Below are 21,410 nucleotides of genomic sequence, written 5' to 3' on the forward strand. Positions count from 1 at the left end.
TTCTTCGAAGGCATTCGTTGTCCCTTCCTTGGTCCAGACTGTCATAGTCGATGGACCACTCAGAAGGGGGCAGCTCAATAAGGTCGATTGGCAAGCCCGAACGCAGACTTATCTGACGTCATTATCCGCCCATGATCCGGACGACATGCTAGGAAGGTTGTCGATGTGGCGAGCGTACGGAGGCCCTACCTCGGGCGTGGCATTGATATTTAACACCGAAGTATTCGCGAACGATGCCGGTCAACTCAATACGTATTCTAGTCCGGTGGCCTACGGGAACGCGGCAGTTATGTTCTCGAACCTGAAAGAGATGGCTGACGGACTTACGGCGAACATTGATCTTGTCAGGAGTGTGCCGTTCCAGAACGCGCAGGCGATCGTAACTAACGCTCTTCAGTTTGCTACGTTATCGTTCAAGCATCCAGCATTTGCAGAAGAGCAGGAATGGAGGGTCATCCATCGTCCACTTACGGACGCGTCGGCTTTCATACCAACGAGCGTTGAAACCGTGCGAGGTATCCCGCAGATGATCTGTAAGGTTCCATTGGTCAACCAGCCCGGACTGGACATGCCTTGGATGAGCTTAGACCGACTATTGCATAGCATCATCGTCGGACCTTGTGTGTATCCCAACCAAGTCGCGTGGGCGTTTAGCGAAATTTTATCGAGCATTGGTATCGATCCGACAGGGAAAATATCAATAGCAGCGATCCCGTTGCGGCAACAAGGTTAATGCTTTCTATGCTCGATTATCCTCTGCAGGTTTTTGCGGCGTCGATATTCAAGTATCGAGCTACCGTGCTACTTATAACCGGTCTTTCTACCATCTTCAGCCAATTGCTTGAAGCCTATGGGCACTGGCTTTCGGATCAAGCGAATTTCGTTGCCGATGCAAAGGACCCTAGCAAAACCGCAGGTATCGCGCGGGATAAAATGCGTGCTAGCCAGTACACGGCCTACGGTCGCTTGTTCAAAGCGTTGGCGACCTGGGGACTATTCGTTAGTTTAGCCGCAGCGCTTTATCCCGCCGTTTCATGCTGACAACTAGGTATTTAATTCACGCTCGCGGCTTTTTGAGGGGGTGGCTGTTGCCGGACCTACTGTTTTGGCAGATTTTGACTGCCCCCTTCGGCCGGCGTCTCGACATCGGTTGACGCGGCCGCCGTCGTCGCATTCTCGGGGCGCTGGTCCCAGTACTGGCGGAGTTCCCACTTCCCATCGAAGAGCGCCGCGCAACGGTCCCGAAACTCGTCCCACGGAACCTTCGCGGTGTAACCCAAGAGCAGAAGCCACCCTGTTAAGAATGCCACGATGGTGGGAGTGTCACCACCAACGGTGTTCAGCGCAGTTGTGATCTGTCTCACTGCAAAGCTGACGTACAGGAAAAGGGACACAGACGCGGCAAAGACGGCCAGCATAATCCACTGAAGGTCGAACATACCTCCACGGAACAGCGAGCGCATCAAGCCAGCCGTGGCACCAGAGACGATGGCTACGAAAAAGATGCAAGCGGCTAGCGTTGCTTTCAAGAGGGCGGATATGGCCAGCGCTTCCGATCCATCAGGGGCTTTGAAGCCGGAGGCTTTCATCACGCCGAGCAGGACCACGGCCGGAATATAAACGATCACGATGAAGCCGAGAATGATGAGGAAGCCGTTGATGATTATGAACATCGGACGATGCACCCACTTCGTCCGCTGAACCCAAGCCGTGTAAGCCTCATGCAATTGCTTCAGTCGTTGCATGGGCAGGGGCTCCGTTATGTCCGAATGTACCCGCCTAGCTTTGCGTAATAACAGCCGGCCTACCACTACAATCGCATCATCGACGGCTTTCCAGCCACTTTCTAACCGTTTGCACGACCGCTAAGGGCAACAATAAAGTGCCGAAAACGGCTTTAATTAACTGGTGGCCCTCTAACGGCTCCGATGCAGTCACAAACTCCGAAGCGAATAGGATGCCGACGACAACGCCACCAGCAAGCTGTAGGTAACTGATTTTGGAGAAGGCGAGCTCGCGCGCTTCGCCTCTCGATAGCGGTGAACCTTCAGGTGTCCGATCCCGCAGATGCCTCGAGGGTGCGGTCCAAGCGACGAGCATTATCGTCACGAGCGGCAGCAAGATTGCCGCAACGCCGATCCACACGCCATAATCTGCGGATGGGCTGTCCGCCGAGGGTGTTAGCCAAGCCAACAGCAGTATGAGGCCGAAGGTTGCTGGTATAACTGCCCACATCGTGTAGCGGATGGTTTTGCCGAACTGAGCGACGAACAGGTCCCGCTCCTGCCGGGTTACCCGGATTGGCGGTCCTTTCTGCGACTTACGATAGATGAAGTCGTGTCCCGCGTCCGAGAATTGGTCCGCGAAGGATTGCTGCACTCTATCGAGATGGTCGTTGCCAAACATCGTGCGACGTTAGCGGCACCGAGCCGGTATACAATACCTATCGTTTAGTAACCTCGTCGGATGCGTTGCACATCTGTGCGCGTCTTCTCAACGTGGCAGGCCTTGCACAGCGATTGCGTGTTGTCCCACTCGTCACCACCGCCAAGCGCCTTGGGCTTAATGTGATCGACTTCAACGGCTGGCGTCACTAAGCCACGTGCTGTGCAATGACGACATAGCGGCTCCGCATCGAGCCGTCGGTTACGCATCTTGCGCCACTGTCCGTCATAGCCGCCAGTCAGGTTGACCTTCGGGGGCTTTGCAGCGGGCGCGATACTGAAACGGGGCGTTCTACGGGGCACGATCTACTTAGCTGATCGGCTCCCGAGAATGCTCAGGATGATTGCCTGTCAACCGCATTGATCGGCTGATTTCTGAGTTGGATGGCAACACACGATCGGAACAGGCGCAACGAAGCGCACTGCAAGATCGGAGTTACACAACATGGCATTCGACCCAAAGAACCTAAAGCCCGCTGTTCGTACCAACGCTTCTGCTACCAGCGACGTTACGGCCCGCGATGAACTGCTGGCGGTAATCGAGACGCAGCTTGCCCTCTTTGCCTACCCCAAAGCGATCGGACAGCGGCTCTATGAGGTGCAGGACAATACGGTGACGTTCTCGCTGCGCTACGGCGGCAAGGCCCTCACGCTTTTACCGAACGAGACGAAGGTCGCTGTTCCAAAGGATCAGTTTGTTGGTGCGTTGGAGCACTACAAGGCGGAAGCAGGGAAGGGGGCGTTTGACGCGCAGTTGGAAAAGTATGGCGCGGCCAGCGCGTCCCGGAAGGCCAGCGCGAAGGCGACGCGAGAGAGCAAAAAGGCCGCTGCGAACAAGTAAACTCTTACAGCCCCGGAGAACCACTCCGGGGCTTCGCCATGCCTGCGCGACAACTCGATGGCGGCCTGACGTGGAAAAGCCCCGGAGTGCTGTTCCGGGGCTTCGCCGTTATGCGCGGATGTAGCCTAGTAGTCGACTTTCCGTGGCATACTGGGACAGCGTCTTTTCTGCCGACCAGTCAATATCAGGTTCGACGCGCAGGCCACCGGGACCGACCACCTCCCATATCTCATCCAAGCTGATGTAGCCCATTTCAGGTGTGCCCATACCCAGATCGGCAAGTCCGAACGCAAGGCCGTCGTCGTCCATTTCCGTCAGCAACCACGTCCCGGAGGTCCACGGCAAGAATAGCTTGCAGACTGGTTCGAAGTCTCGCTCTTGACGGGTGCCTTTCAGGGGTAGCTGTTCGTTGTGGTTCAATATCAGCTGTTGAGCAGCTGCCGGCCCTAGCAATGCAACCAAATCCATGTGGCGTACTCCTGTTTTGTGCCACAGGCGGATTAAGCACCAGAGTTGGGGAAGGGCGAGCGTTATTCAGCAATCTGGTGTTGAGTAGATTTCTACCCAAGGTGTCACTTCTTTGCTCGCCCTCTGATTCCAACGGCAACATCCCGAGTGGGCAACAGGAGTAGCCCACATGCAGATCGATCTCAACGCATTCGCCGATTACGCACTTGCTACGTTCGACTTCAACGAGCAGTTCGAAGACGATGCTTTCTCGGTTCAATTTGAGGGTTTCCGGGTGTATGTCGAGCGGAAGCACAGTCACTTCCTGCTCCACATCGGTACAGAGCGCCACCAGTTGCCCCGCTGACGCGCTAGGAAGCCCGTCCTGATAGCAAGATGCCCCGGCGAGTATGCTTGGGCGTTGCCATGTCCGACGCTCTAAGAGCGCTTCCTAAGCGGCCCTCTCTACCGGCCCGGTCCATGCACCTTCCAGCAGCTTGCCATCTTCATCGAATAGCCACGCACTGTAGTCGTCTGGCTCGATACGGAAAGTCCCCACATTTGTGATTGCGATCCGCTTGATGAGGCGACGGAGGCTCATATTGACCCGCCCGCGCGCATAGGAGCGTACCTCGTCGTCAGCGTGGTTCAGTTCAGACCGAAGGCTTTCGATGGCCTCAACGTCGTCATCGGCGCATGGCTTTGACAGTTCAATATCGAGCGCCTGCTGAGCCGTGTCGATGGCCCGCTCGTATGTCTCGACCTTAGCCTCTAGAGCGCCGACGCGCTGCATGATCGCTTTGGAGCCGCCGTCAGCGAGGGCATCGACCAGGTTGTTCAGCCGCTCTTGATCTGCGTCGCGCAATCGAGCCGTTTCAGCGATACGCTCGCGCAGTTCCACGATTGCGGGGTTGCGATCACGCTTCGTCACAAGCTGGGGAAGCATCTCGTTCAGAACAGCGGCTTCGATCACGTCGTAGCTCAGAACGGTGCCGTTATCGCACTGGTGCTTTCGACGGGCGCGGTCGCAGCGGATGCGGCGATGATCGTTCCGCTTGTAGGTGACGGTCGTACCGTCCTTGCGTGTGTATTGCTGGCCCTTGTCGATCATGTGGCGGAAATGAGCGCCGCCGCCGCACTGGCCGCAGACGACGATGCCCTGCAACAGATTGCGATGGAGCCAAAGTTTGTCGGCGGTTTTGTGATTGGCCTTCCGCATTTTGAGCGCGGCTTGCGCCCGGTTCCATTTCTCGGTGCTGATCGCTTGCGGGTAGAAGTTCGTGCCCACCGTCTTACCGTCGAGCGTCACGTACTCGCCGATTACGGTGCGCTTCGTCAGCAGCCGGTAGATGTAGCTGTAGAACCAGCCGTTATTGCCTCGCCGTTGCTCAGGCGGAGTCCAGCTGGGTTCGTTGCGATCATGCAAAACGGTGATGATGCGATGGATGCCGAGGCCGTCGATGTAGAGATCAAATATGTCGTTCAGCACCTTCGTCCGGTACTCGTTCAGGACATACTTTCCGTCGATCCGGTCGCACCAAAGCGGCACGTTTGGCATCAGCACGTCTTGCTCACCAGCCGCGATCCGTTCGCGCCTAGCAGCCCATGAAGCGGCAGTCCGCTTGCTCTTCTTGCTGCTCTCTTCGTGAGCTTGCTGGGCAAGGATGATGACCTTGAACAGGTCGATCATCTCGTTTTCGTCACCCGCTTTGTAGACGTGCCCGTCATGGAAAGTGGCTACATCGACGCCGCCCTCGTTGAGCGCCCATATCAGCTGCGCCGCGACCTTCGCACCTTGACGGCTGAGACGGTCGATGTTTTCGACTACCAGCACCTTGCCCCGGTGCAGGCCGTTACGGGCTTCTAATTCAAATTGGTGTAGCGCCGAACCCTCAAGCCGGTTTGTGCCGTGAAAAGCTGATCGTGCCTCATCGCTGATCTTCTTCTCGACGGACCAGCCTCGATCGGCTGCGAAGGCGTTGCCTAGACTTTGTTGCCGTTCGAGGGAGTAACCCTTGCTTTGCTCGGCGCTCGAAAAGCGCGCATATATGATAGCGATTTGCGACACGAACCTACCCTGCGTGCATTTGTATTGCTGTCCAGTTTACGTGCGTCGCAAATTGGGTGCAGTTGATCGCGGCGATGAACCCGTGCCGCTGCGGGCATCTCGGCGATCCGGCACTCGCCTGTGCGCGTGCGCCGCGCTGTGCCGCCGATTATCAGGCGAAGGTGTCGGGCCCGCTGCTCGACCGGATCGACCTGGCGATCGAGATGGCGGCGGTGAGTGCCGCCGATCTGGTCCTGCCGCCGCCTGCCGAAGGGTCGGCCGAGGTCGCGGCGCGCGTCGCGGCGGCGCGGGCGGTGCAGCGCGAGCGTTATGCCGCCGACGGCGTGCGGACCAATGCCGAGGCGGATGGCGGCGTGCTGGAGCGCGTCGCGGTGCTCGACGTGCCGGCACGGACGCTGCTGGCGCAGGCGGCGGAGGCGATGCGGCTGTCGGCGCGCGGCTTTCACCGGGTGTTGCGGGTCAGCCGCACGATCGCCGATCTGGCGGGGGCGGACGGGATCGGCCGGGCGCATGTCGCCGAGGCGCTGAGTTATCGGCGGCGCGCGCCGACCAATTGAATGATTGCACTGCCGCGTCCGGGTTGCGAGGATCGGTGTGAATTGACGGGGGGTCGTGATGCATTGGATGCTGTTGCCGCTGCGGCGTTACGCGGACTTCTCCGGCCGGTCGCGCCGGATGGAGTTCTGGATGTTTTCGTTATTCGTCAGCATCGTCGGGATATTCCTCGCGACGATCGGCTTCACGACGTCGAGCGTCTCGTTCAGTGGCGACGTTGTCGGGGACGTGTTCGCGTCGTCGAGCTTCGTCGGTTTCGTGCCGTTGATCCTGTTCTATATCGTCATCTTCGTGCCGTCGGTCGCGGTGCAGGTTCGCCGCTTCCATGATCGCGACATGAGCGGATGGTGGGTGCTCGGGTTTTCGATCCTGTCGAACGTCCCCATCCTCGGCCTGTTCATATCGGTTGCGTGGTTCGTGCTGCTCGTGCTGCCGGGTACCTATGGCGATAATCGCTTCGGCCCCGATCCGAAAAACCCTAGCCTCGATATCGATCAGGTTTTTTCCTGACGGTTGCAGGCGGCATCGCCTTGCGCTAACGGACCGGCTGCGTGCCCCTGTGGTGAAATTGGTAGACGCGTCCGACTCAAAATCGGATTCCGCAAGGAGTGCTGGTTCGAGCCCGGCCAGGGGCACCAATTTCGCGAACGCCCTTATGGTTTACCGGGCGTTAGGCGACGATCTGCTACAGCGGGGTCGTCATGAGTGAAGTTGCCACCGACCAACCCGCCGAACGGTCACGCCGCGACAGCGTGATCCTGAACGCCCGGATCGAGACCCCCGACGGGATGGTCGAATGCCGCGTCCGCAACCTGTCGCAAACCGGCGCGTGCATCGACAATGTCGGCAATCTGCGCGCCGGCGACCGCGTGCTGGTTACAATGGGCATGGTCCATCATGTCGAGGCAAGCGTGCGCTGGGCCAATGGCGGGCGCGCCGGGCTGCATTTCGAAGGGGTCGAGATCGACATCGCCGCCGCCCGGCGTCCGCGCGGCACGGTGTCGGCAGCACCGCGCAACGTCGCGGGCTGGCTCGACAATATGTACAGCCCCTATCGCCGGGGTGGCGACTGACCGGTCAGCTCGCGCTGCGGCAATAGCGGTCGAGGAATTGCTGGTGCGTCGGGAGCGTCGCGACCGCGGCGGCGATATTATTGCCCAAATCCCCGAGCACCGCCGCCAGCTGGCCCGGCGGCATCAGCTTCGCCAGCGGGTGATGGCCGCGCGGTTCGAGCCGCTGGCCGAGCATCACCTGCAACCATGATCCGACCCGGAACAGGTCGTCGGCCGACTGATAGGCATGTGCCCCTTCGGCAAACAGGGCGATGCGTTCGGCGAGCGTGTCGGGCGGGGCAATTTTGCGCCGTTCGCGCCAGAAGGGTTCGGGTCGTTCGTTCAGGTGATAATGCAGCAGAACGAAGTCGCGCACCGCCTCGATCTCGCGGCGCGACTGGTCGTTGAAGCGGGCGCGCGCGGCGTCGCCCGGATGGCCGAAGGGAAGCAGCTGGACGAGGCGGGTGAGCGCGATCATCACCAGATGGATGCTGGTCGATTCGAGCGGTTCGACGAAGCCGCTCGACAGGCTGAGCGCAACGCAATTGCGCTCCCACGTCGCCAGCCGCCGCCCGGTGCGGAAGCGGATCAGCCGCGGCTCGATCAGCGTCTGTCCCTCGACCGAGGCCAGCAGGCGGTCGCGCGCGGCATCGTCGCCGAGGTGGCGCGAACTGTAGACCAGCCCGTTGCCGACCCGGTGCTGGAGCGGGATCTGCCAGCGCCAGCCGGCATCGTGCGCGATGGCGCGGGTATAGGGCGGGGCGGGGCCGGTCGCGGCAGTCTGCACCGCCAGCGCGCGGTCGGTCGGCAGCCAATGGCCCCAATCCTCGAACCCCACGCCCAGCGCCTGTTCGATCAGCAGCGCCCGGAAACCGGTGCAGTCGAGGAACAGGTCGCCCTCGACGCGCCGCCGGTCGCCCAGCACCAGCGCGGCGATGTCGCCGCTCTGCCCGTCGCGTTCGACGCGGTCGATCCTGCCCTCGATCCGGGTCAGCCCCTGCGCCTCGCTGCGGCGGCGCAGAAAGGCGGCATAGCGGCCGGCATCGAAATGATAGGCATAGTTGAGCGGCGCGTCGGGGCCGGTCGCGAACCGCCCGGCCTCGGCCGCTTCATGTTCGAGGCAATAGGCGCCGATCGGTCCCGCCGCGCCTTGCGCGCGCGCCTCCAGCCAGAAATGCTGAAAATCGCCCATCCAGGTCGAGCGGCCGACCTCGCCGAACGAATGGAGATAGCGGTCGCCCTGCCGCGCCCAATGTTCGAACGCGATGCCGAGTTTGAAGCTGGCGCCGGTCGCCGCCATGAACTCGGCTTCGTCGAGGCCGAGCAGCGCGTGGAACGACCGGATCGTAGGGATCGTCGCCTCGCCGACGCCGACCGTGCCGATCTCTTCGGACTCGACCAGCGTTACCTCGACGAGCGACGCCAGTTGCCGAGTAAGTAGAGTGGCCGCCAGCCAGCCGGCGGTGCCGCCGCCCGCGATCACGATCCGCATGGGGGTCATCGGTTCAGCCTCTGCAACAAGCGCGCGCGCAACCGGCGGGCGGCTGGTTCGTCGAGCGGGGCGAGGTCGCCCTGGATCGCGGGGGGCAGGTGCGCCCGCGCCGCCGCGCCGCCGCTCCACACATAATGGTCGAACATCGCCGCCCATGCCGCCCGCTCCGCCGCCGGGCGGTCGCGCAGCGACAGCAGCGCATGGAGCAGCGTCGTCATCGGGCTGTCGGCAAAGGCGGGGGCGTCGTTCCACCAATAGTTTATCATGGCGTTGAACGGCGACAGCGCCTCGACATTATGCCACCACAGTGCCGGGTAGAAGAGCACGTCGCCCGGCTCCAGCTCGGCGACCTGCGCGTGGGTCAGTGCCTCGGCAAAGCGCGGGAAGCGGTCGAGGTCGGGCGCGCGCAGGTCGACCATGCTCACCACCTGTCCGCCCGGCGTGGGTTCGAGCGGGCCGGGATAGAGGTTCGCAACCTGATCGGGCGGGAACAGGGTGAAGCGCCGCCGCCCGACCATGCAGGCGGCGAGATTGTTCGACATGTCGTAATGGGTCGCGGCGGTGGTGCGGTTGCCGATCCAGATGCTGACCATCGGCGCGGGCGTCGCATCCGGCCAGGGCAGATCATTCTCGCCGCGCAGGCCGGGCAGGTAGAGGTCGAGATCGGTCGACCCGACATAGATTGCGGGGGCGGTGGGATCGTCCAGACTGCCGACGATCCGGTCGAGACAGGCGGACAGGCCGGTGCGCGCCGCGTCGAAATTGAACCCGCTGAAATCGTCGCGGTAGAAGAAGCGCCCGCCCATCGCCGCATCGCCGGTAAAGGCGACGACCGGCCGTCCGCCATCGAACCGCTTAAGATAGGCGATGGCGGCGTCTGCGCCCTGCCGTCCCGCCGCGACCAGCGGCCAGTCGGCGGCAAGACCGCGCAGCACCACCGGCTCGTTGGCCGCGACCAGTGCCGCCGGCGACCAGTCCGCGCTCGCCGCGATCGACCGGACGGCGCGCGGGGCGGTCACGCGCCGTGCCGCCGCTGCCGCCGTTCGATCAGCCGCGGGATATTGTCGAGTGAAGCCGAGGCCATGAACGCCGCGCGCAGCGCGCCGCTGCGGTGGAGCGTCGCCAGCGTCTCGGCCTCCAGCGCGTCGAGCCGATCGTCGGCGATGACCAATATGTCGGCGATGGCGCAGGTCTGTCCGTCACCCAGATCGACCTCGATCGTGGTCGCGCGCAGCAAGCCGGCGGCCTCCCATGCCGCGAACAGCGGCGCGTTGATCGCCTGTCCCTCGCGGATGACGGCCAGCACCGCCTCGACATGCGCCAGATAGGGGGCGGTGCCGCCATGGCGCAGATAGAGCGGCTCGCCCGATCCGTCGCGGTGCACGCGCGGGTCGTCGAGGTCGATGCGCACCCCTTGGCCCGACGGATCGGGGGCGAACGGCCCGCGCTGGCGGACGGCGGGAACGTAGCTCGCCGACCATGTGCCATCGGCGCCGAGGAAGAGATTGTCGTCGGGGTCGAGCCCGAGCAGCGCGACGGCATAGACGCCGCCGCGATCGTCGCGGCGGAACAGGATCGGATAGTCGCGCTGTGCCGCCTCGAACTCGTTGGGGAACAGCAGCACCTGGTTCACCGCATCGCCATGCGCGGCACCGTGTTCCACCGCGACGGTCAGATCGTGATGGTCGACATTGTTGAGCGGCACGGGGTTGGGCATCGCGATCCTTTGGGCAGCAAGCCGCCACGTTATGGAGGGCGGGTGGCAAAGAAAAGAGCCGTCCGGGGATGCGAACGGCTCTTTCCAGTCACTTGACCGCGATCAGAAGCGGTAGCGCGCGCCCAGCAGGAAGCGCGGCTTCAGCTCCTGTGCGAATACCAGCGCGTTGCGATCGCGCCCATATTGCACCAGCGGCTCGCTGGTCAGGTTCACGCCCTCGATCGACACCGCCATGCTGTCGCTGATGTCATAGCTGATGTTGAAGTCGAGCGTGCCGAAGGGGGCGACGAACAGCGGGTTGCGGCTGTCGCCCTGGTTGGTCGCGGCAAGGAACTTGTCGCGCCAGTTGTACGACACGCGCGCCGACAGGCCGCTCTTGTCATAGATGATCGACCCGTTGGCACTGTCGCCAAGCCCGGTCAGCGCGAACACGTTGACGCTGGGGTCGGCGGCGATGTCGGCATTCACGTCGCCATATACCTTCGTATACGAGGCCTGCACGCCGAAGCCGGTATTGCCGAAGAAGTGCTGTCCGGCCAGTTCGAAGCCATAGATATGGCCGTCGCGATTGTTGACCGGCTGCGACACTGCGAAGTCGTAGAGGGGGTCGTCCCCGTTGGCGAAGATGTCGACCGATTGCAGGATGCTGTTGACGTAATCCTGGTTCAGCGCGCCCGCCGCGTTCCGGTTCGCCTGGAAATTGGCATCGGCCTGTGCGGTGTTGCCGCCATTCTGGCTGAGCAGCGCGGTATAGGTGAACAGGTTGACGTCGCTCAGGTCGGCGCCGAGCGCCTGCAACCGAGCCGCCGCTGTGCCCGAGCGCGTGCCCGCCGCACCCGACGACGGATCGCGCAGGTCGAAAAGGCTGCGGTTGAAGACGCCGGTGCCGATGAAGTTGCGCACCCGCTTGTCGAAGAAGCCGAGCGAGACGTAGCTCGACGGCTTGTAATACCACTCCACCGACAGGTCGAAATTGTCGGAGACCAGCGGCAGCAACCCGGCATTGCCGGAGCTGCCGGTCGGACGACCGCCCAGCGCGACCGGCCGGGTCGGCGCACCCGCCGTGGTCGATGCGAACAGATTGCCGTAATCGGGCCGCGCCAGCGTCCGGCTGGCCGAGGCGCGGGCGATGAAGTTGTCGAACACCTCGATATTGAAATCGATGGCCGGCAGCAGGTTGGTGTAGCTGCCGCGCTGCGACACGGTGGACGAGGTCGCCGAGATGACCGACGAGAAATCGTTGTCGGCGTCCCATTTGATTGCCGAGGGCACCGCCTGCAACGCGGTCGAGCGGACCTTGGTCTCTTCATAGCGGGTGCCGAAGACGAGGTTGGCGGTGCGGCCGGCAATCTCGCCCTTCCACGTGATCTGACCGTACACCGCCCAGATCTTTTCGCCGACCTGATCGTAATCGTTGGCAGTCGTGTTGATCGGGTTGGCGGCGTAGAAGTTCGAGAACAGGTCGTTCAGGACCACGGCGTTGCCGCGGAAGGCGGTGCGCTTCTGCTCGGCCGGGCTGAACGTGTCGAACTTGCAGTCGAGGCAGAAGGTCTTGACGACGTTCGACGCCAGCCGCTGGACGATGCCCGGATCGGTGATGCCCCAGTCGCCCAACTGCTGCTGCGTCTGCACGCGGGCGCTGGTCATCTGCGAATCGGTGTAGGTACCGCCGAAATCGAACCGGCTGCCGCCGCCCAGATCCCAGCCGAGATCGGCACGACCGCCGTTGATCCGCTGCCGCTGGGTCGCGGTGTTGGTCCGCGAGATCTGCGTGCCGAGGTCGCCGAGATCGAGGACGCCGTTACCGTTGCCGTTGATCGAGTCGTTGATCGTCTGCGTCACGCGCGGGAAGCCGCTGCTATAGTCGATCGCCTGGCTGCTGATGACCGGCGCGCCGAGCGACACCAGCGTCACCGACGTGCCGTTGGCGGCGTCGGGCGTCGACTTCGAGATGGCGTGATAGCCATCGAGGTTCAGCGTCAGATTGTCGGTCATCTCCCACTTACCGTTCAGGCCGTAGGACTGGAGCTGGGTCTTGGTCGCGCGGAATTGCTGTTCGAAGCCCTGATCCTTTACGCCGTTGATCGATTCCGAGATGAAATCGGGCGTGGCGATGACGTCGTTGCCGTTGAAGCGGATCTCGCCGAACGGGCGGTTGAACCAGTTGGTCTGCTCACTGCGCTGCTCCTCCAGCCGGTTCTGCGCGAACAGCGCGTCGGCGGTGAAGGTCAGGCGTTCGGTGGGCGCGAGTTGCAGCACCGCCTGCCCGTTGATGCGCTCGCGCTTGTTTTCCGAGAACTGGTAGCGGCTGTCGTTGGGGACCAGCGTGAATTCGGTGGTCGGGCGGTTGCCGATCTGGGTCTGCGCGTTGACGTAGGGACCGGCCGGGTTCAGCACGTCGGCGGTCGGCACCACCGTGAAGTAGTTGGGCGCGCTCTGGGCCGAGGTGCTGTCGCGGCGCTGATAGCTGCCAAAGATCGACAGGCCGACGCTGCGCCCGTCGTTGCGCCAGCTGAGCAGGCCCGACACTTCGGGCAGGACGCGCGCGCCCTCGCCATCATTGGTGCTCAGGTCGTGCAGTGCCTTGACGCCGAACGATCCGGTCACGCCGGTCTCGCGCGCTTCCAGCGGCTTGCGGGTGACGACGTTGATCGCCGCGCCGATCCCGCCCGACGGGATCGCGGCGCGACCGGTCTTGTAGACCTCCAGCGCCGACACGCCTTCGGAGGCGAGATTCTGGAAGTCGAACGACCGGCCGGTACCGCGGGCGAAGTCGCCCGCGCCGCTGGTGTCGACGTTGGAGGCGGGAAGCTGGCGGCCGTTCAGCGTGACGAGGTTGAACCCGCCCGAGAAGCCGCGAACCGAGACCTGTGACCCTTCGCCGTTGACGCGGTTGATCGACACGCCGGTGATGCGCTGGAGCGATTCGGCGAGGTTGGTGTCGGGGAACTTGCCGATATCCTCGGCCGAGATCGCATCGACGACGCCTGCCGAGTTGCGCTTGATATCGATCGCGCGGTTGAGCGAGGCGCGGATGCCGGTGACGACGATCTCGCCGCCATCTTCCTGTACGGGGTCCTGGCCGGTCGGCTGGGCGACGCTGCCCTGCGACCCTTCGGTCGCGCCCGGCTGGGCATTGGTGGCGGTGTCGGCGGTCTGCGCAGCGGCGATGCCGGGTGCGGCGAACAAGGCGGCAAGTGCGATCGTCGAGGACGTGCGCGCGAGCGTATGGAGAAGGTGACCCTTCATACGAAATCTCCCCTAAGTGGTTCTGACGGTTCGATCCGCCCATCTTCCCGCCGGATGATCCGGCTTTGGTACCGCTACCAGTCTGTCTAGCGTTGTCAATACGGGAACAATCCAAACTGTTGCCGCTAAGATATTATCTTGTATCCGTTTTTACGATGTTGGCGGGGCGCGGCGTCGAAAACGGCTGAATTCCGACGTTAACCGTAAATTATCGCCACCCCCCTACAACCCCTGATTCGATACGACAGCGCCGTCTTGCGCGGGCGTTTCGGGGAGCAGGTTGACGATGAAGTGGTTCAGCAAGGACGCACCGATCCGCACGAAATTTCTCGTGATGGGCATCGTCTATGTCGTGTTGATGTGCGTCCCGTTCGGCACGACGGTGCTCGCGGTCAATGACACGCTGTCCGAAACGGCGCTGCTGGGCATCAACGGCGCGACCGTCCTTGTCGCCATCCTGCTGGGCGTGATGTTCCGCGATATCGTCTGCGGACCCTATGTCGGCACGGTCGAGCGGATGGAGGGCATCGCGCAGGGCGACGTGACCACGCCGATCGGCTTTTCCGACCATCGCGACTGTGTCGGTCGCATGGCGCGGGCGATGGAAGTGTTCCGCGAAAACGGCCGCGTCGTGCAGGAAGCTGCCGCCGCGCAGCAGCAGGTTGTCGGTTCGCTTGGGCAGGGGCTGTCGCGCCTCGCCGCGAGCGACGTGACCTATCGCATCGAACAGAGTTTCCCCTCCGATTACGAACGCCTGCGCATCGATTTCAACGCGGCGATGGACGCGGTGTCCGAAGTGCTGTCGGCTGTGCGCGACGCGACCAGCGGCATCAACAACGGCGCCAACGACATTCGCCAGGCATCGGACGACCTGTCGCAGCGCACCGAGCAGCAGGCCGCCAGCCTCGAGGAAACTGCCGCGGCGATGGACCAGATCACCAACACGGTGAAGGAAACCGCCACTGGCGCCAATCGCGCCAACATGGTGGTCATCGAAACCCGCGACGAGGCCGAACAGTCGGGCGACGTCGTCCGCCGCGCAGTCGAGGCGATGAACGGAATCGAGCGCGCCTCGGCCGAAATCGGCGATATCATCAGCGTGATCGACGGCATCGCGTTCCAGACCAACCTGCTGGCGCTGAACGCCGGGGTTGAGGCGGCGCGTGCCGGCGATGCGGGCAAGGGATTCGCGGTCGTCGCCAGTGAGGTTCGCGCGCTGGCCCAGCGTTCGGCCGATGCGGCCAAGGACGTGAAGGCCAAGATCACCGCCTCGTCCGAACAGGTCGCCATGGGCGTCGAACTGGTCAGCGAAACCGGCAAGGCGTTGCAGCGCATCATCGCTCGCATCGGCGAGATCAGCACGCTGGTCGGCACCATTGCCACCTCGGCCGATCAGCAGGCGACCGGGCTACAACAGGTCAATACCGCCGTGGGCGAGATGGACGGCGTGACGCAGCAGAATGCGGCGATGGTCGAACAGGCGACCGCCGCCGCCCGCAGCCTGGCCGAAGAGGCGCAGGAACTGGCGCGACAGGTCGCCCGCTTCACCATCGGCTCGGGCTTCCACGGTCATGGCAATAGCGGCCATATCTCGCAGATGCCGACCGCCGTGCATCGGTTGCAGGCGCGCGCCGCGCAGGTCGGGCGCGAGATCGCCCGTTCGTCGCGCAAGAAGATGCTGGCCGGCGGCGGCAGTCCCGCGCCGGCGGCCGCGGCCTTCGTCGACGAAGACGACTGGTCCGAATTCTGATCCGCGCCACCCGCGCGCCCCAACGTCCCTTCCGATTGGACCCGATCATGCCCTTCGCCCTAGCCGCCGTCCTCGACACCGCCGCTGCCGGCCCGCTGCGCCAGACGCTGCGCACCGCGATCGATGCCGGCAAGCCGATCCGCCTCGACGCATCGGGCGTCGAGCGTATCGGGCAAGCCTGTCTGCAAGTCCTCGCCGCCGCCGAAGCCGCCGCGGAGATGGTCGGCATCGATTTCACCATCGTCGGCGCGAGCCCGGCTTTTGCCGACATGGCGACGCTGGCGGCCCTCGACACCCTTCTCGCCGCCTGATCCGGAGCGACCCGTCATGGACCTCGACGCAATTCAGCAGATCTTCTTCCAGGAATGCGAGGAAGGGCTTGCCGCGATGGAAGGCAATTTCGCGGCGCTGCGCGACGGCGACCGCGATTCGGAAACGATCAACGCCGTCTTCCGCTGCGTCCATTCGATCAAGGGCGGGGCGGGCGCGTTCGGCCATGAACGGCTGCAGGCCTATACCCATCAATATGAGACGCTGCTCGACCTGATCCGCAACGGCACGCTGGAACTGACCCCCGCGCTGCTCGACGTGGTGATGGGCGCGTTCGACATGCTGGCCGACCATGTCGCTGCCGCCCGCGATGGCGGCGAACCGCCTGCCGATGCGGCGATGCTCGACCGGCTGTCCGCCGCCGCCGGCGGTGGCAGCGCACACGGTGCCGCACCCGCACCCGCAGCGGCCGCGACCGCCGCCGCCGCCGAACCGGTCGCGATCTCCGACGATTTCGACGACCTGATGTCGATGCTGGGCGATGTCGCCCCATCCGAAGAAGGCGCCGATGCCGCCGATGGCTGGCGGCTGCGCTATCAGCCCGGCGCCAATGCGTTCGATCATGGCGCCGAACCGCTGCTGCTGCTGCGCGAACTGACGCTGCTCGGTGGCAAGGTGACGCAGTGCGACCGCAGCGCGCTACCCGCGCTCGACGCGCTCGATCCCGAAACCGGCTATCTGGCCTGGGACGTGGCGCTGCCTGCCAGCGTCGCCGAGGACGATATCCGCGCGGTCTTCGAATTTTCGGACAGCAGCGCGATTACCCTGACCAAGGGCGATGCATCGCCGGTGATGGACGATGTCGACTCGCTGTTCGACCTGCTCGATTCGGTCATCGAACCGGTCGCGACGGTCGAGGAACCGGTCGCGCCGCCGCCGCCGCCTCCACCGCCGCCCCCGCCCGTTGCGGCAGCGCCGGTGCCGGTCGACGATGCAAAGGCCGCGCCGCGTGCGCCGGCGGCTGCCGCCGCTCCGGCCGCGCAGACGATCCGCGTCGACCTCGACAAGCTAGACCGGCTGGTCAACCTGGTCGGCGAACTCGTGATTACCCAGGCGATGCTGGCGCAGCGTCTTGCCGAAAATGCGATGGGCGGCATCACCGAACTCAGCGACCTCGAGCATCTGACGCGCGAGTTGCAGGAATCGACGATGGCGATCCGCGCGCAGCCGATGAAGACGGTGTTCAGCCGTGTGCCGCGCATCGTCCGCGAACTGGAGGGCGAGACCGGCAAGCGCGTCCGCCTCGAGGTGGAGGGAGAAATGACCGAGGTCGACAAGACCGTGGTCGAGCGGATCGGCGAGCCGCTGACCCACCTGATCCGCAACGCCGTCGACCACGGTCTCGAAATGCCCGACGTGCGCGTCGCGGCAGGCAAGCCGGCCGAGGGCGTCGTCCGCCTGTCGGCCGCGCACCAGTCGGGCCGGATCGTCATCACCGTCGCCGATGACGGGCAGGGCATCAACCGCGCGCGGGTGAAGGCCAAGGCGATCGAGAAGGGCATCATCCTGCCCGACGCCGCGCTGACCGACGAAGAGATCGACAATCTGATCTTCGCGCCCGGTTTCTCGACCGCGGCGGCGATCACCAACGTTTCGGGACGCGGTGTCGGCATGGACGTGGTGCGCAAGAACATTCAGGCGCTGGGCGGCCGTATCGGCATCCAGTCGCGCGAAGGTTTCGGGTCGAGCTTCTCGCTCAGCCTGCCGCTGACGCTGGCGGTGCTCGACGGGATGATCGTGACGGTCGGCGAACAGACCTTCGTCATTCCGCTCGGCCACATCGTCGAAAGCCTGCGCCCGACCGACCTGACGCTCAATCGGCTGGGGCCGGACGGGCAGCTGCTCGACGTGCGCGGCGCCTATGTGCCGGTGCTGCACATCGCCGATCATCTCGGCATCGCCGGGGCACAGCGCAACGCGACTGATGCGGTGCTGATCGTGGTCGAGGGCGACCATGGCCAGGCGGCGCTGGTGGTCGATTCGATCCAGGACCAGCGGCAGGTCGTGGTGAAGAGCCTCGAGGCCAATTACCAGGCGATCGACGGCGTGGCGGGGGCTACCATCCTCGGCGACGGGCGCGTCGCGCTGATCGCCGATGTCGATGCGCTCACCACCCGCGGTCGCTTCGTCACCAGCCGCACCCCGGTGGCGATCGCCGCATGAGCGCCGCTGCCGCCCTCGACAATGGCCGGGCACGGGAGTTCGACTTCCAGCCGGCCGACCACCGCGCGATCGCCGCGCTGGTGTATGAAGAGGTCGGCATCCTGCTGCCCGAGGGGAAGGCGCAGCTGATCTATGGGCGGATCGCTCCGCGTGTCCGCGCCTGCGGCCTGTCGAGCTTCGCCGACTATGTCGCGTTCATCGGCCGCGATGGTGAGGAACGGGGCCGTGCGGTCGATGCGCTGACGACCAACCACACCAGCTTCTTCCGCGAAAACCATCATTTCGAGGATTTCGTCGATCGCATCTGGCCGGGGCTGGTCGACAAGCTGAACAAGGGCGGCCGCGTCCGCCTGTGGTCGGCAGCGTGCTCCAGCGGCGAGGAACCCTATTCATGGCTGATGGCGGCGTTCGGCGCCGACCGCAGCCTCGCGCAGCGGCTGCTCAAGGCCGATCTGCGGATGCTCGCGACCGACGTGTCGCCCAGCGTGCTCGAGAAAGCGCGTACCGGGCGATATTCGAAGGAGACGATGCGGACCGTGCCTGCCGGACTGCGCAGCGCATGGACGAAGGGGGAGGGCGACGACCTGATCGTCGACCCGATATTGCGCGACGCAATCGCGTTCAAACCGCTCAACCTGCTCGGCGACTGGCCGATCAAGGGGCGGTTCGACACGATCTTCTGTCGCAACGTCATGATCTATTTCGACGAACCGACCAAGGAGAAGCTCCTCGGTCGGCTCGCCGACCGGTTGGAGGTGGGGGGGATGTTGTACATCGGTCATTCGGAGCGGTTGCTCGGCGCGGTAACGGGGAAATTCCGCCCGATCGGTCGTACCGCGTATCAGAAGGTATCGGCATGACCGTCCGCGCGCTGGTCGTCGACGACTCCTATTCGATGCAGGCGATCATCCGCCGCAAGCTGCAAGCCGATCCCGGGATCGAGGTCGTCGGCACCGCCGCCAGCGCCGACGAGGCGCGCGCGCAGATCAAGGCGCTCGACCCCGATGTCGTCACGCTCGACATCGAAATGCCGGGGATGAGCGGCCTCGATTTCCTCGAACGGCTGATGCGGCTGCGCCCGACGCCCGTGGTGATGCTCTCCACGCTGACCGCGCAAGGGGCGGAGGCAAGCCTGACCGCGTTGGAGCGTGGCGCGTTCGACTGTTTCGACAAGAATCGCCTGATGGCGCATAACGACCATAGCGGGTTCGACCTCGCCGATCTGGTCCGCGCCGCGTCGCAGACCCGGCCGGCGGCGCGGGTCGCTCCGGTCGCGCCGGTGGTCCATGAACGCCCCACCTATACGCCGCGGCCCGGATCGATGATCGCGATTGGTGCGTCGACCGGCGGGGTCGAGGCGCTGATCGAACTGCTCTCCGCCTTTCCGGCCAATTGCCCGCCGACGATGATCGTGCAGCATATGCCCGCAACCTTCACGCCCAGCTTCGCCGCGCGATTAAACCGCCTGTGTGCGCCGAGCGTCGAGGAAGCCCGTCCCGGCGCGGTGCTGAGCGTCGGCAAGATCTACCTTGCCCCCGGCGGCGAGCGTCACATGGAACTGGCCGGTATCGGCGACCGCCGTCATTGCCGCCTGCTGGAGGGGGACAAGGTCAACGGCCATCGCCCCTCGGTCGACCGGCTGTTCCATTCGGTCGCGAAGCTCGCCGGACGCGATGCCACTGCAGCGATCCTGACCGGCATGGGCAGCGACGGGGCGGAGGGGATGAAGGCGATGCGCGCCGCGGGCGCAATGACCTTCGGACAGGACAAGGCGACCAGCGTCGTCTACGGCATGCCGGCGATCGCGTGGCAGATCGGCGGCGTCGCCGAACAGCTGCCGCTGCGCCGCATCGCTGGGCGTCTGCTTGCGGAATGTGCGCTGTGAACGCGTTGCAGGCCCGCGATGGTCTGCGCCGGATCACGGTCGCGCAAGGCGAGACGCAGGTCAGCCGCGAACCCGATGTCGTGCTGACCACGGTGCTGGGCAGCTGCGTCGCCGCCTGCTTCTATGATCCGGTCGCGCAGATCGGCGGGATCAACCATTATCTGCTGGCCGACGGGACCGCGTCGGACCCGGCATCGATGCAACGCTACGGCGTTTACGCGATGGAAGTACTCATCAACGCAATGTTGACCATGGGTGCGGCAAGATCGCGTTTGCGCGCACGAATCTTCGGCGGTGCAACGATGCGGGAAGGATTTCGTGATATCGGGGGTGCCAACATCGCCTTTGCCCGCACCTTCCTGCGCAACGAGCGGATCGCGCTGGTCGGCGAGGATGTCGGCGGCACGCAGGCGCGCCGGGTCGAGTTTCGCGCGGCGGTGGGGCTGGCGCGGTGCCGGTCGGTGGTCGATGCGGCCCCGCCGGTGATCGTGGTCCGCAAACCGCCACCGCCGCCCGCCGCCGTCGGCGACGTGGAATTTTTTTGATGACTGATTTCGTACCGAGGGAGCCTACCGTGGCAAAGACGATCATGACCGTCGATGATTCGCCCAGCATGCGGATGTTGCTGCGGGTCGCGCTGACCGATCTGGGATATAGCGTCGTCGAGGCGGAGGACGGTGTCCACGCGCTCGAAAAGCTCGACGGCTTTCATCCCGACCTGCTCATCACCGACATCAACATGCCGCGCATGGACGGTTTCGGCCTCATCAGCGAGGTGCGCGGGCAGGGGCGACGCAACCTGCCGATCCTGGTGCTGACGACCGAGAGTTCGGACGAGAAGAAGCAGCGTGCGCGCGATGCCGGCGCGACCGGCTGGATCGTCAAGCCGTTCCACCCCGAAAAGCTCGCGGCCGCCATCCGCCGCGTGCTGCATTGACCCGTTTCCGGCCCGAGGATTAGAGCATGTCCCGCCAACTCATCACCTTCCAGCTGGGCGACCAGATTCTCGGCGTCGACATCATGGCGATCCGCGAAATTCGCGCCTGGTCGCCGGCGACGCCGCTGCCCAACGTCCCGCCCTATGTCCGCGGCGTCGTGAACCTGCGCGGCGTCGTGCTGCCGGTATTCGACCTGCGCCACCGGCTGAACTGGGGCCAGACCGATCCGTCGGCGCGCCATGTCATCATCGTCGTGCGCATCGGCGAACAGTTGCAGGGCATCATCGTCGACGCGGTGAACGACATCGTGTCGATCCATCCCGATGCGATGCAGCCGGTCCCCGACATGGGAGACACCGAATCGTCGCGCTTCCTCGAAGGACTGGCGACGATCGACAACCGCATGATCCTGGTGCTGGCGCTCGACCGGCTGGTCGACCAGCCGATGGCCGAAGCCGCCTGACGTACCGCGTAATCTT

23 protein-coding genes, 1 tRNA gene and 1 pseudogene are annotated in these 21,410 nt (G+C 64.1%); 16 read left to right on the top strand and 9 right to left on the bottom strand.

Annotation, left to right across the window (positions count from 1 at the left end; genetic code table 11):
- Both ACTHQV_RS18160 and ACTHQV_RS18165 read left to right on the top strand, forming a co-directional pair.
- Positions 1–733, top strand: a 733-nt coding sequence (locus tag ACTHQV_RS18160) for a DUF2971 domain-containing protein (RefSeq protein WP_440492152.1), incomplete at its 5' end; no start/stop codon positions are given.
- 8 nt (positions 734–741) lie between these two features.
- Positions 742–1,041, top strand: a complete 300-nt coding sequence (locus ACTHQV_RS18165) for a hypothetical protein (RefSeq protein ID WP_440492153.1) — start codon at positions 742–744, stop codon at positions 1,039–1,041.
- 56 nt (positions 1,042–1,097) lie between these two features.
- Here the strand turns inward: ACTHQV_RS18165 and ACTHQV_RS18170 are convergent, their stop codons facing one another.
- From ACTHQV_RS18170 to ACTHQV_RS18180, 3 genes are all read right to left on the bottom strand, one after another.
- Complete coding sequence (locus ACTHQV_RS18170; protein WP_440492154.1) at positions 1,098–1,745, bottom strand: hypothetical protein; 648 nt, start codon at positions 1,743–1,745, stop codon at positions 1,098–1,100.
- Positions 1,746–1,821: 76 nt separating this feature from the next.
- A complete protein-coding gene (locus ACTHQV_RS18175; RefSeq protein ID WP_440492155.1) occupies positions 1,822–2,406 on the bottom strand; it encodes a hypothetical protein in 585 nt (194 codons plus the stop codon).
- 44 nt (positions 2,407–2,450) lie between these two features.
- A complete protein-coding gene (locus tag ACTHQV_RS18180; RefSeq protein ID WP_440492156.1) occupies positions 2,451–2,654 on the bottom strand; it encodes an HNH endonuclease in 204 nt (67 codons plus the stop codon).
- Between the two features lie 235 nt (positions 2,655–2,889).
- Here ACTHQV_RS18180 and ACTHQV_RS18185 point away from each other — a divergent pair, with 235 nt between their 5' ends.
- Positions 2,890–3,285, top strand: a complete 396-nt coding sequence (locus ACTHQV_RS18185) for a hypothetical protein (protein WP_440492157.1) — start codon at positions 2,890–2,892, stop codon at positions 3,283–3,285.
- A 108-nt stretch (positions 3,286–3,393) separates the two neighbouring features.
- On the opposite strand, the gene ACTHQV_RS18190 is transcribed toward ACTHQV_RS18185, so the two are convergent.
- Positions 3,394–3,753, bottom strand: a complete 360-nt coding sequence (locus tag ACTHQV_RS18190) for a DUF2958 domain-containing protein (RefSeq protein ID WP_440492158.1) — start codon at positions 3,751–3,753, stop codon at positions 3,394–3,396.
- Positions 3,754–3,922: 169 nt separating this feature from the next.
- On the opposite strand from ACTHQV_RS18190, the gene ACTHQV_RS18195 reads away from it, so the two are divergent.
- Positions 3,923–4,099, top strand: coding sequence for a hypothetical protein (locus tag ACTHQV_RS18195; protein ID WP_440492159.1), 177 nt, complete (start codon positions 3,923–3,925; stop codon positions 4,097–4,099).
- Between the two features lie 84 nt (positions 4,100–4,183).
- Here ACTHQV_RS18195 and ACTHQV_RS18200 read toward each other — a convergent pair whose 3' ends face one another.
- Positions 4,184–5,800, bottom strand: coding sequence for a recombinase family protein (locus ACTHQV_RS18200; RefSeq protein WP_440492160.1), 1,617 nt, complete (start codon positions 5,798–5,800; stop codon positions 4,184–4,186).
- A 56-nt stretch (positions 5,801–5,856) separates the two neighbouring features.
- Here ACTHQV_RS18200 and ACTHQV_RS18205 point away from each other — a divergent pair.
- The 4 genes and pseudogenes from ACTHQV_RS18205 to ACTHQV_RS18220 form a co-directional block, all read left to right on the top strand.
- Positions 5,857–6,357, top strand: a pseudogene (locus ACTHQV_RS18205) (ATP-binding protein); the annotation flags it as partial.
- A gap of 130 nt (positions 6,358–6,487) precedes the next feature.
- Positions 6,488–6,865 (top strand): DUF805 domain-containing protein, encoded by a 378-nt coding sequence (locus ACTHQV_RS18210; protein ID WP_440492161.1) that lies wholly within the window; start codon positions 6,488–6,490, stop codon positions 6,863–6,865.
- Positions 6,866–6,908: 43 nt separating this feature from the next.
- Positions 6,909–6,993 (top strand) — tRNA-Leu (locus ACTHQV_RS18215).
- A gap of 63 nt (positions 6,994–7,056) precedes the next feature.
- On the top strand, positions 7,057–7,428 hold the full coding sequence (locus tag ACTHQV_RS18220; RefSeq protein ID WP_440492162.1) for a PilZ domain-containing protein: 372 nt from the start codon (positions 7,057–7,059) through the stop codon (positions 7,426–7,428).
- Between the two features lie 4 nt (positions 7,429–7,432).
- On the opposite strand, the gene ACTHQV_RS18225 is transcribed toward ACTHQV_RS18220, so the two are convergent.
- The 4 genes from ACTHQV_RS18225 to ACTHQV_RS18240 form a co-directional block, all read right to left on the bottom strand.
- Positions 7,433–8,908 carry a tryptophan halogenase family protein gene (locus tag ACTHQV_RS18225; RefSeq protein ID WP_440492163.1) on the bottom strand — a complete coding sequence of 492 codons (1,476 nt, stop codon included), beginning with the start codon at positions 8,906–8,908 and terminating at the stop codon, positions 7,433–7,435.
- Positions 8,905–9,918 carry a cupin-like domain-containing protein gene (locus ACTHQV_RS18230; protein ID WP_440492164.1) on the bottom strand — a complete coding sequence of 338 codons (1,014 nt, stop codon included), beginning with the start codon at positions 9,916–9,918 and terminating at the stop codon, positions 8,905–8,907. The genes ACTHQV_RS18225 and ACTHQV_RS18230 overlap by 4 nt, the downstream gene beginning before the upstream one ends.
- A complete protein-coding gene (locus ACTHQV_RS18235) occupies positions 9,915–10,616 on the bottom strand; it encodes a SapC family protein (protein ID WP_440492165.1) in 702 nt (233 codons plus the stop codon). The genes ACTHQV_RS18230 and ACTHQV_RS18235 overlap by 4 nt, the downstream gene beginning before the upstream one ends.
- Positions 10,617–10,718: 102 nt before the next feature.
- Positions 10,719–13,865 (bottom strand): TonB-dependent receptor, encoded by a 3,147-nt coding sequence (locus ACTHQV_RS18240; protein WP_440492166.1) that lies wholly within the window; start codon positions 13,863–13,865, stop codon positions 10,719–10,721.
- Between the two features lie 286 nt (positions 13,866–14,151).
- Between ACTHQV_RS18240 and ACTHQV_RS18245 the strand changes: the two genes are divergently transcribed.
- Genes ACTHQV_RS18245 through ACTHQV_RS18280 form a run of 8 tightly spaced genes read left to right on the top strand, consistent with a single transcriptional unit; the run spans position 14,152 to position 21,394 of the window.
- Positions 14,152–15,615, top strand: coding sequence for a methyl-accepting chemotaxis protein (locus tag ACTHQV_RS18245; protein ID WP_440492167.1), 1,464 nt, complete (start codon positions 14,152–14,154; stop codon positions 15,613–15,615).
- Between the two features lie 47 nt (positions 15,616–15,662).
- Positions 15,663–15,926 carry an STAS domain-containing protein gene (locus tag ACTHQV_RS18250; RefSeq protein WP_440492168.1) on the top strand — a complete coding sequence of 88 codons (264 nt, stop codon included), beginning with the start codon at positions 15,663–15,665 and terminating at the stop codon, positions 15,924–15,926.
- Positions 15,927–15,942: 16 nt separating this feature from the next.
- Complete coding sequence (locus ACTHQV_RS18255) at positions 15,943–18,108, top strand: chemotaxis protein CheA (RefSeq protein ID WP_440492169.1); 2,166 nt, start codon at positions 15,943–15,945, stop codon at positions 18,106–18,108.
- Positions 18,105–18,968, top strand: a complete 864-nt coding sequence (locus tag ACTHQV_RS18260) for a CheR family methyltransferase (RefSeq protein ID WP_440492170.1) — start codon at positions 18,105–18,107, stop codon at positions 18,966–18,968. The genes ACTHQV_RS18255 and ACTHQV_RS18260 overlap by 4 nt, the downstream gene beginning before the upstream one ends.
- Positions 18,965–19,993 (top strand): protein-glutamate methylesterase/protein-glutamine glutaminase, encoded by a 1,029-nt coding sequence (locus ACTHQV_RS18265; RefSeq protein WP_440492171.1) that lies wholly within the window; start codon positions 18,965–18,967, stop codon positions 19,991–19,993. The genes ACTHQV_RS18260 and ACTHQV_RS18265 overlap by 4 nt, the downstream gene beginning before the upstream one ends.
- Entirely contained in the window at positions 19,981–20,538 is a 558-nt protein-coding gene (locus tag ACTHQV_RS18270) for a chemotaxis protein CheD (RefSeq protein WP_242116545.1), read from the top strand. The genes ACTHQV_RS18265 and ACTHQV_RS18270 overlap by 13 nt, the downstream gene beginning before the upstream one ends.
- 29 nt (positions 20,539–20,567) lie before the next feature.
- A complete protein-coding gene (locus ACTHQV_RS18275; protein ID WP_440492172.1) occupies positions 20,568–20,930 on the top strand; it encodes a response regulator in 363 nt (120 codons plus the stop codon).
- Positions 20,931–20,956: 26 nt separating this feature from the next.
- Positions 20,957–21,394: a chemotaxis protein CheW gene (locus ACTHQV_RS18280; RefSeq protein WP_242116543.1), complete on the top strand. Its 438-nt coding sequence runs from the start codon at positions 20,957–20,959 to the stop codon at positions 21,392–21,394.
- The last annotated feature ends 16 nt before the right edge of the window (positions 21,395–21,410 follow it).

Origin of the sequence: Sphingomonas sp. SAFR-052 (assembly GCF_051965015.1) — a bacterium.
Taxonomy (GTDB): Bacteria; Pseudomonadota; Alphaproteobacteria; order Sphingomonadales; family Sphingomonadaceae; genus Sphingomonas.

Excerpts from the sequence above, each read along its gene's own strand:
- ACTHQV_RS18165 (WP_440492153.1), top strand. The coding sequence starts at position 742 with ATGCTCGATTATCCTCTGCAGGTTTTTGCGGCGTCGATATTCAAGTAT.
- ACTHQV_RS18170 (WP_440492154.1), bottom strand. The coding sequence starts at position 1,745 with ATGCAACGACTGAAGCAATTGCATGAGGCTTACACGGCTTGGGTTCAG.
- ACTHQV_RS18175 (WP_440492155.1), bottom strand. The coding sequence starts at position 2,406 with ATGTTTGGCAACGACCATCTCGATAGAGTGCAGCAATCCTTCGCGGAC.
- ACTHQV_RS18180 (WP_440492156.1), bottom strand. The coding sequence starts at position 2,654 with ATGCGTAACCGACGGCTCGATGCGGAGCCGCTATGTCGTCATTGCACA.
- ACTHQV_RS18185 (WP_440492157.1), top strand. The coding sequence starts at position 2,890 with ATGGCATTCGACCCAAAGAACCTAAAGCCCGCTGTTCGTACCAACGCT.
- ACTHQV_RS18190 (WP_440492158.1), bottom strand. The coding sequence starts at position 3,753 with ATGGATTTGGTTGCATTGCTAGGGCCGGCAGCTGCTCAACAGCTGATA.
- ACTHQV_RS18195 (WP_440492159.1), top strand. The coding sequence starts at position 3,923 with ATGCAGATCGATCTCAACGCATTCGCCGATTACGCACTTGCTACGTTC.
- ACTHQV_RS18210 (WP_440492161.1), top strand. The coding sequence starts at position 6,488 with ATGTTTTCGTTATTCGTCAGCATCGTCGGGATATTCCTCGCGACGATC.
- ACTHQV_RS18220 (WP_440492162.1), top strand. The coding sequence starts at position 7,057 with ATGAGTGAAGTTGCCACCGACCAACCCGCCGAACGGTCACGCCGCGAC.
- ACTHQV_RS18225 (WP_440492163.1), bottom strand. The coding sequence starts at position 8,908 with ATGACCCCCATGCGGATCGTGATCGCGGGCGGCGGCACCGCCGGCTGG.
- ACTHQV_RS18235 (WP_440492165.1), bottom strand. The coding sequence starts at position 10,616 with ATGCCCAACCCCGTGCCGCTCAACAATGTCGACCATCACGATCTGACC.
- ACTHQV_RS18240 (WP_440492166.1), bottom strand. The coding sequence starts at position 13,865 with ATGAAGGGTCACCTTCTCCATACGCTCGCGCGCACGTCCTCGACGATC.
- ACTHQV_RS18245 (WP_440492167.1), top strand. The coding sequence starts at position 14,152 with ATGAAGTGGTTCAGCAAGGACGCACCGATCCGCACGAAATTTCTCGTG.
- ACTHQV_RS18250 (WP_440492168.1), top strand. The coding sequence starts at position 15,663 with ATGCCCTTCGCCCTAGCCGCCGTCCTCGACACCGCCGCTGCCGGCCCG.
- ACTHQV_RS18255 (WP_440492169.1), top strand. The coding sequence starts at position 15,943 with ATGGACCTCGACGCAATTCAGCAGATCTTCTTCCAGGAATGCGAGGAA.
- ACTHQV_RS18260 (WP_440492170.1), top strand. The coding sequence starts at position 18,105 with ATGAGCGCCGCTGCCGCCCTCGACAATGGCCGGGCACGGGAGTTCGAC.
- ACTHQV_RS18265 (WP_440492171.1), top strand. The coding sequence starts at position 18,965 with ATGACCGTCCGCGCGCTGGTCGTCGACGACTCCTATTCGATGCAGGCG.
- ACTHQV_RS18270 (WP_242116545.1), top strand. The coding sequence starts at position 19,981 with ATGTGCGCTGTGAACGCGTTGCAGGCCCGCGATGGTCTGCGCCGGATC.
- ACTHQV_RS18280 (WP_242116543.1), top strand. The coding sequence starts at position 20,957 with ATGTCCCGCCAACTCATCACCTTCCAGCTGGGCGACCAGATTCTCGGC.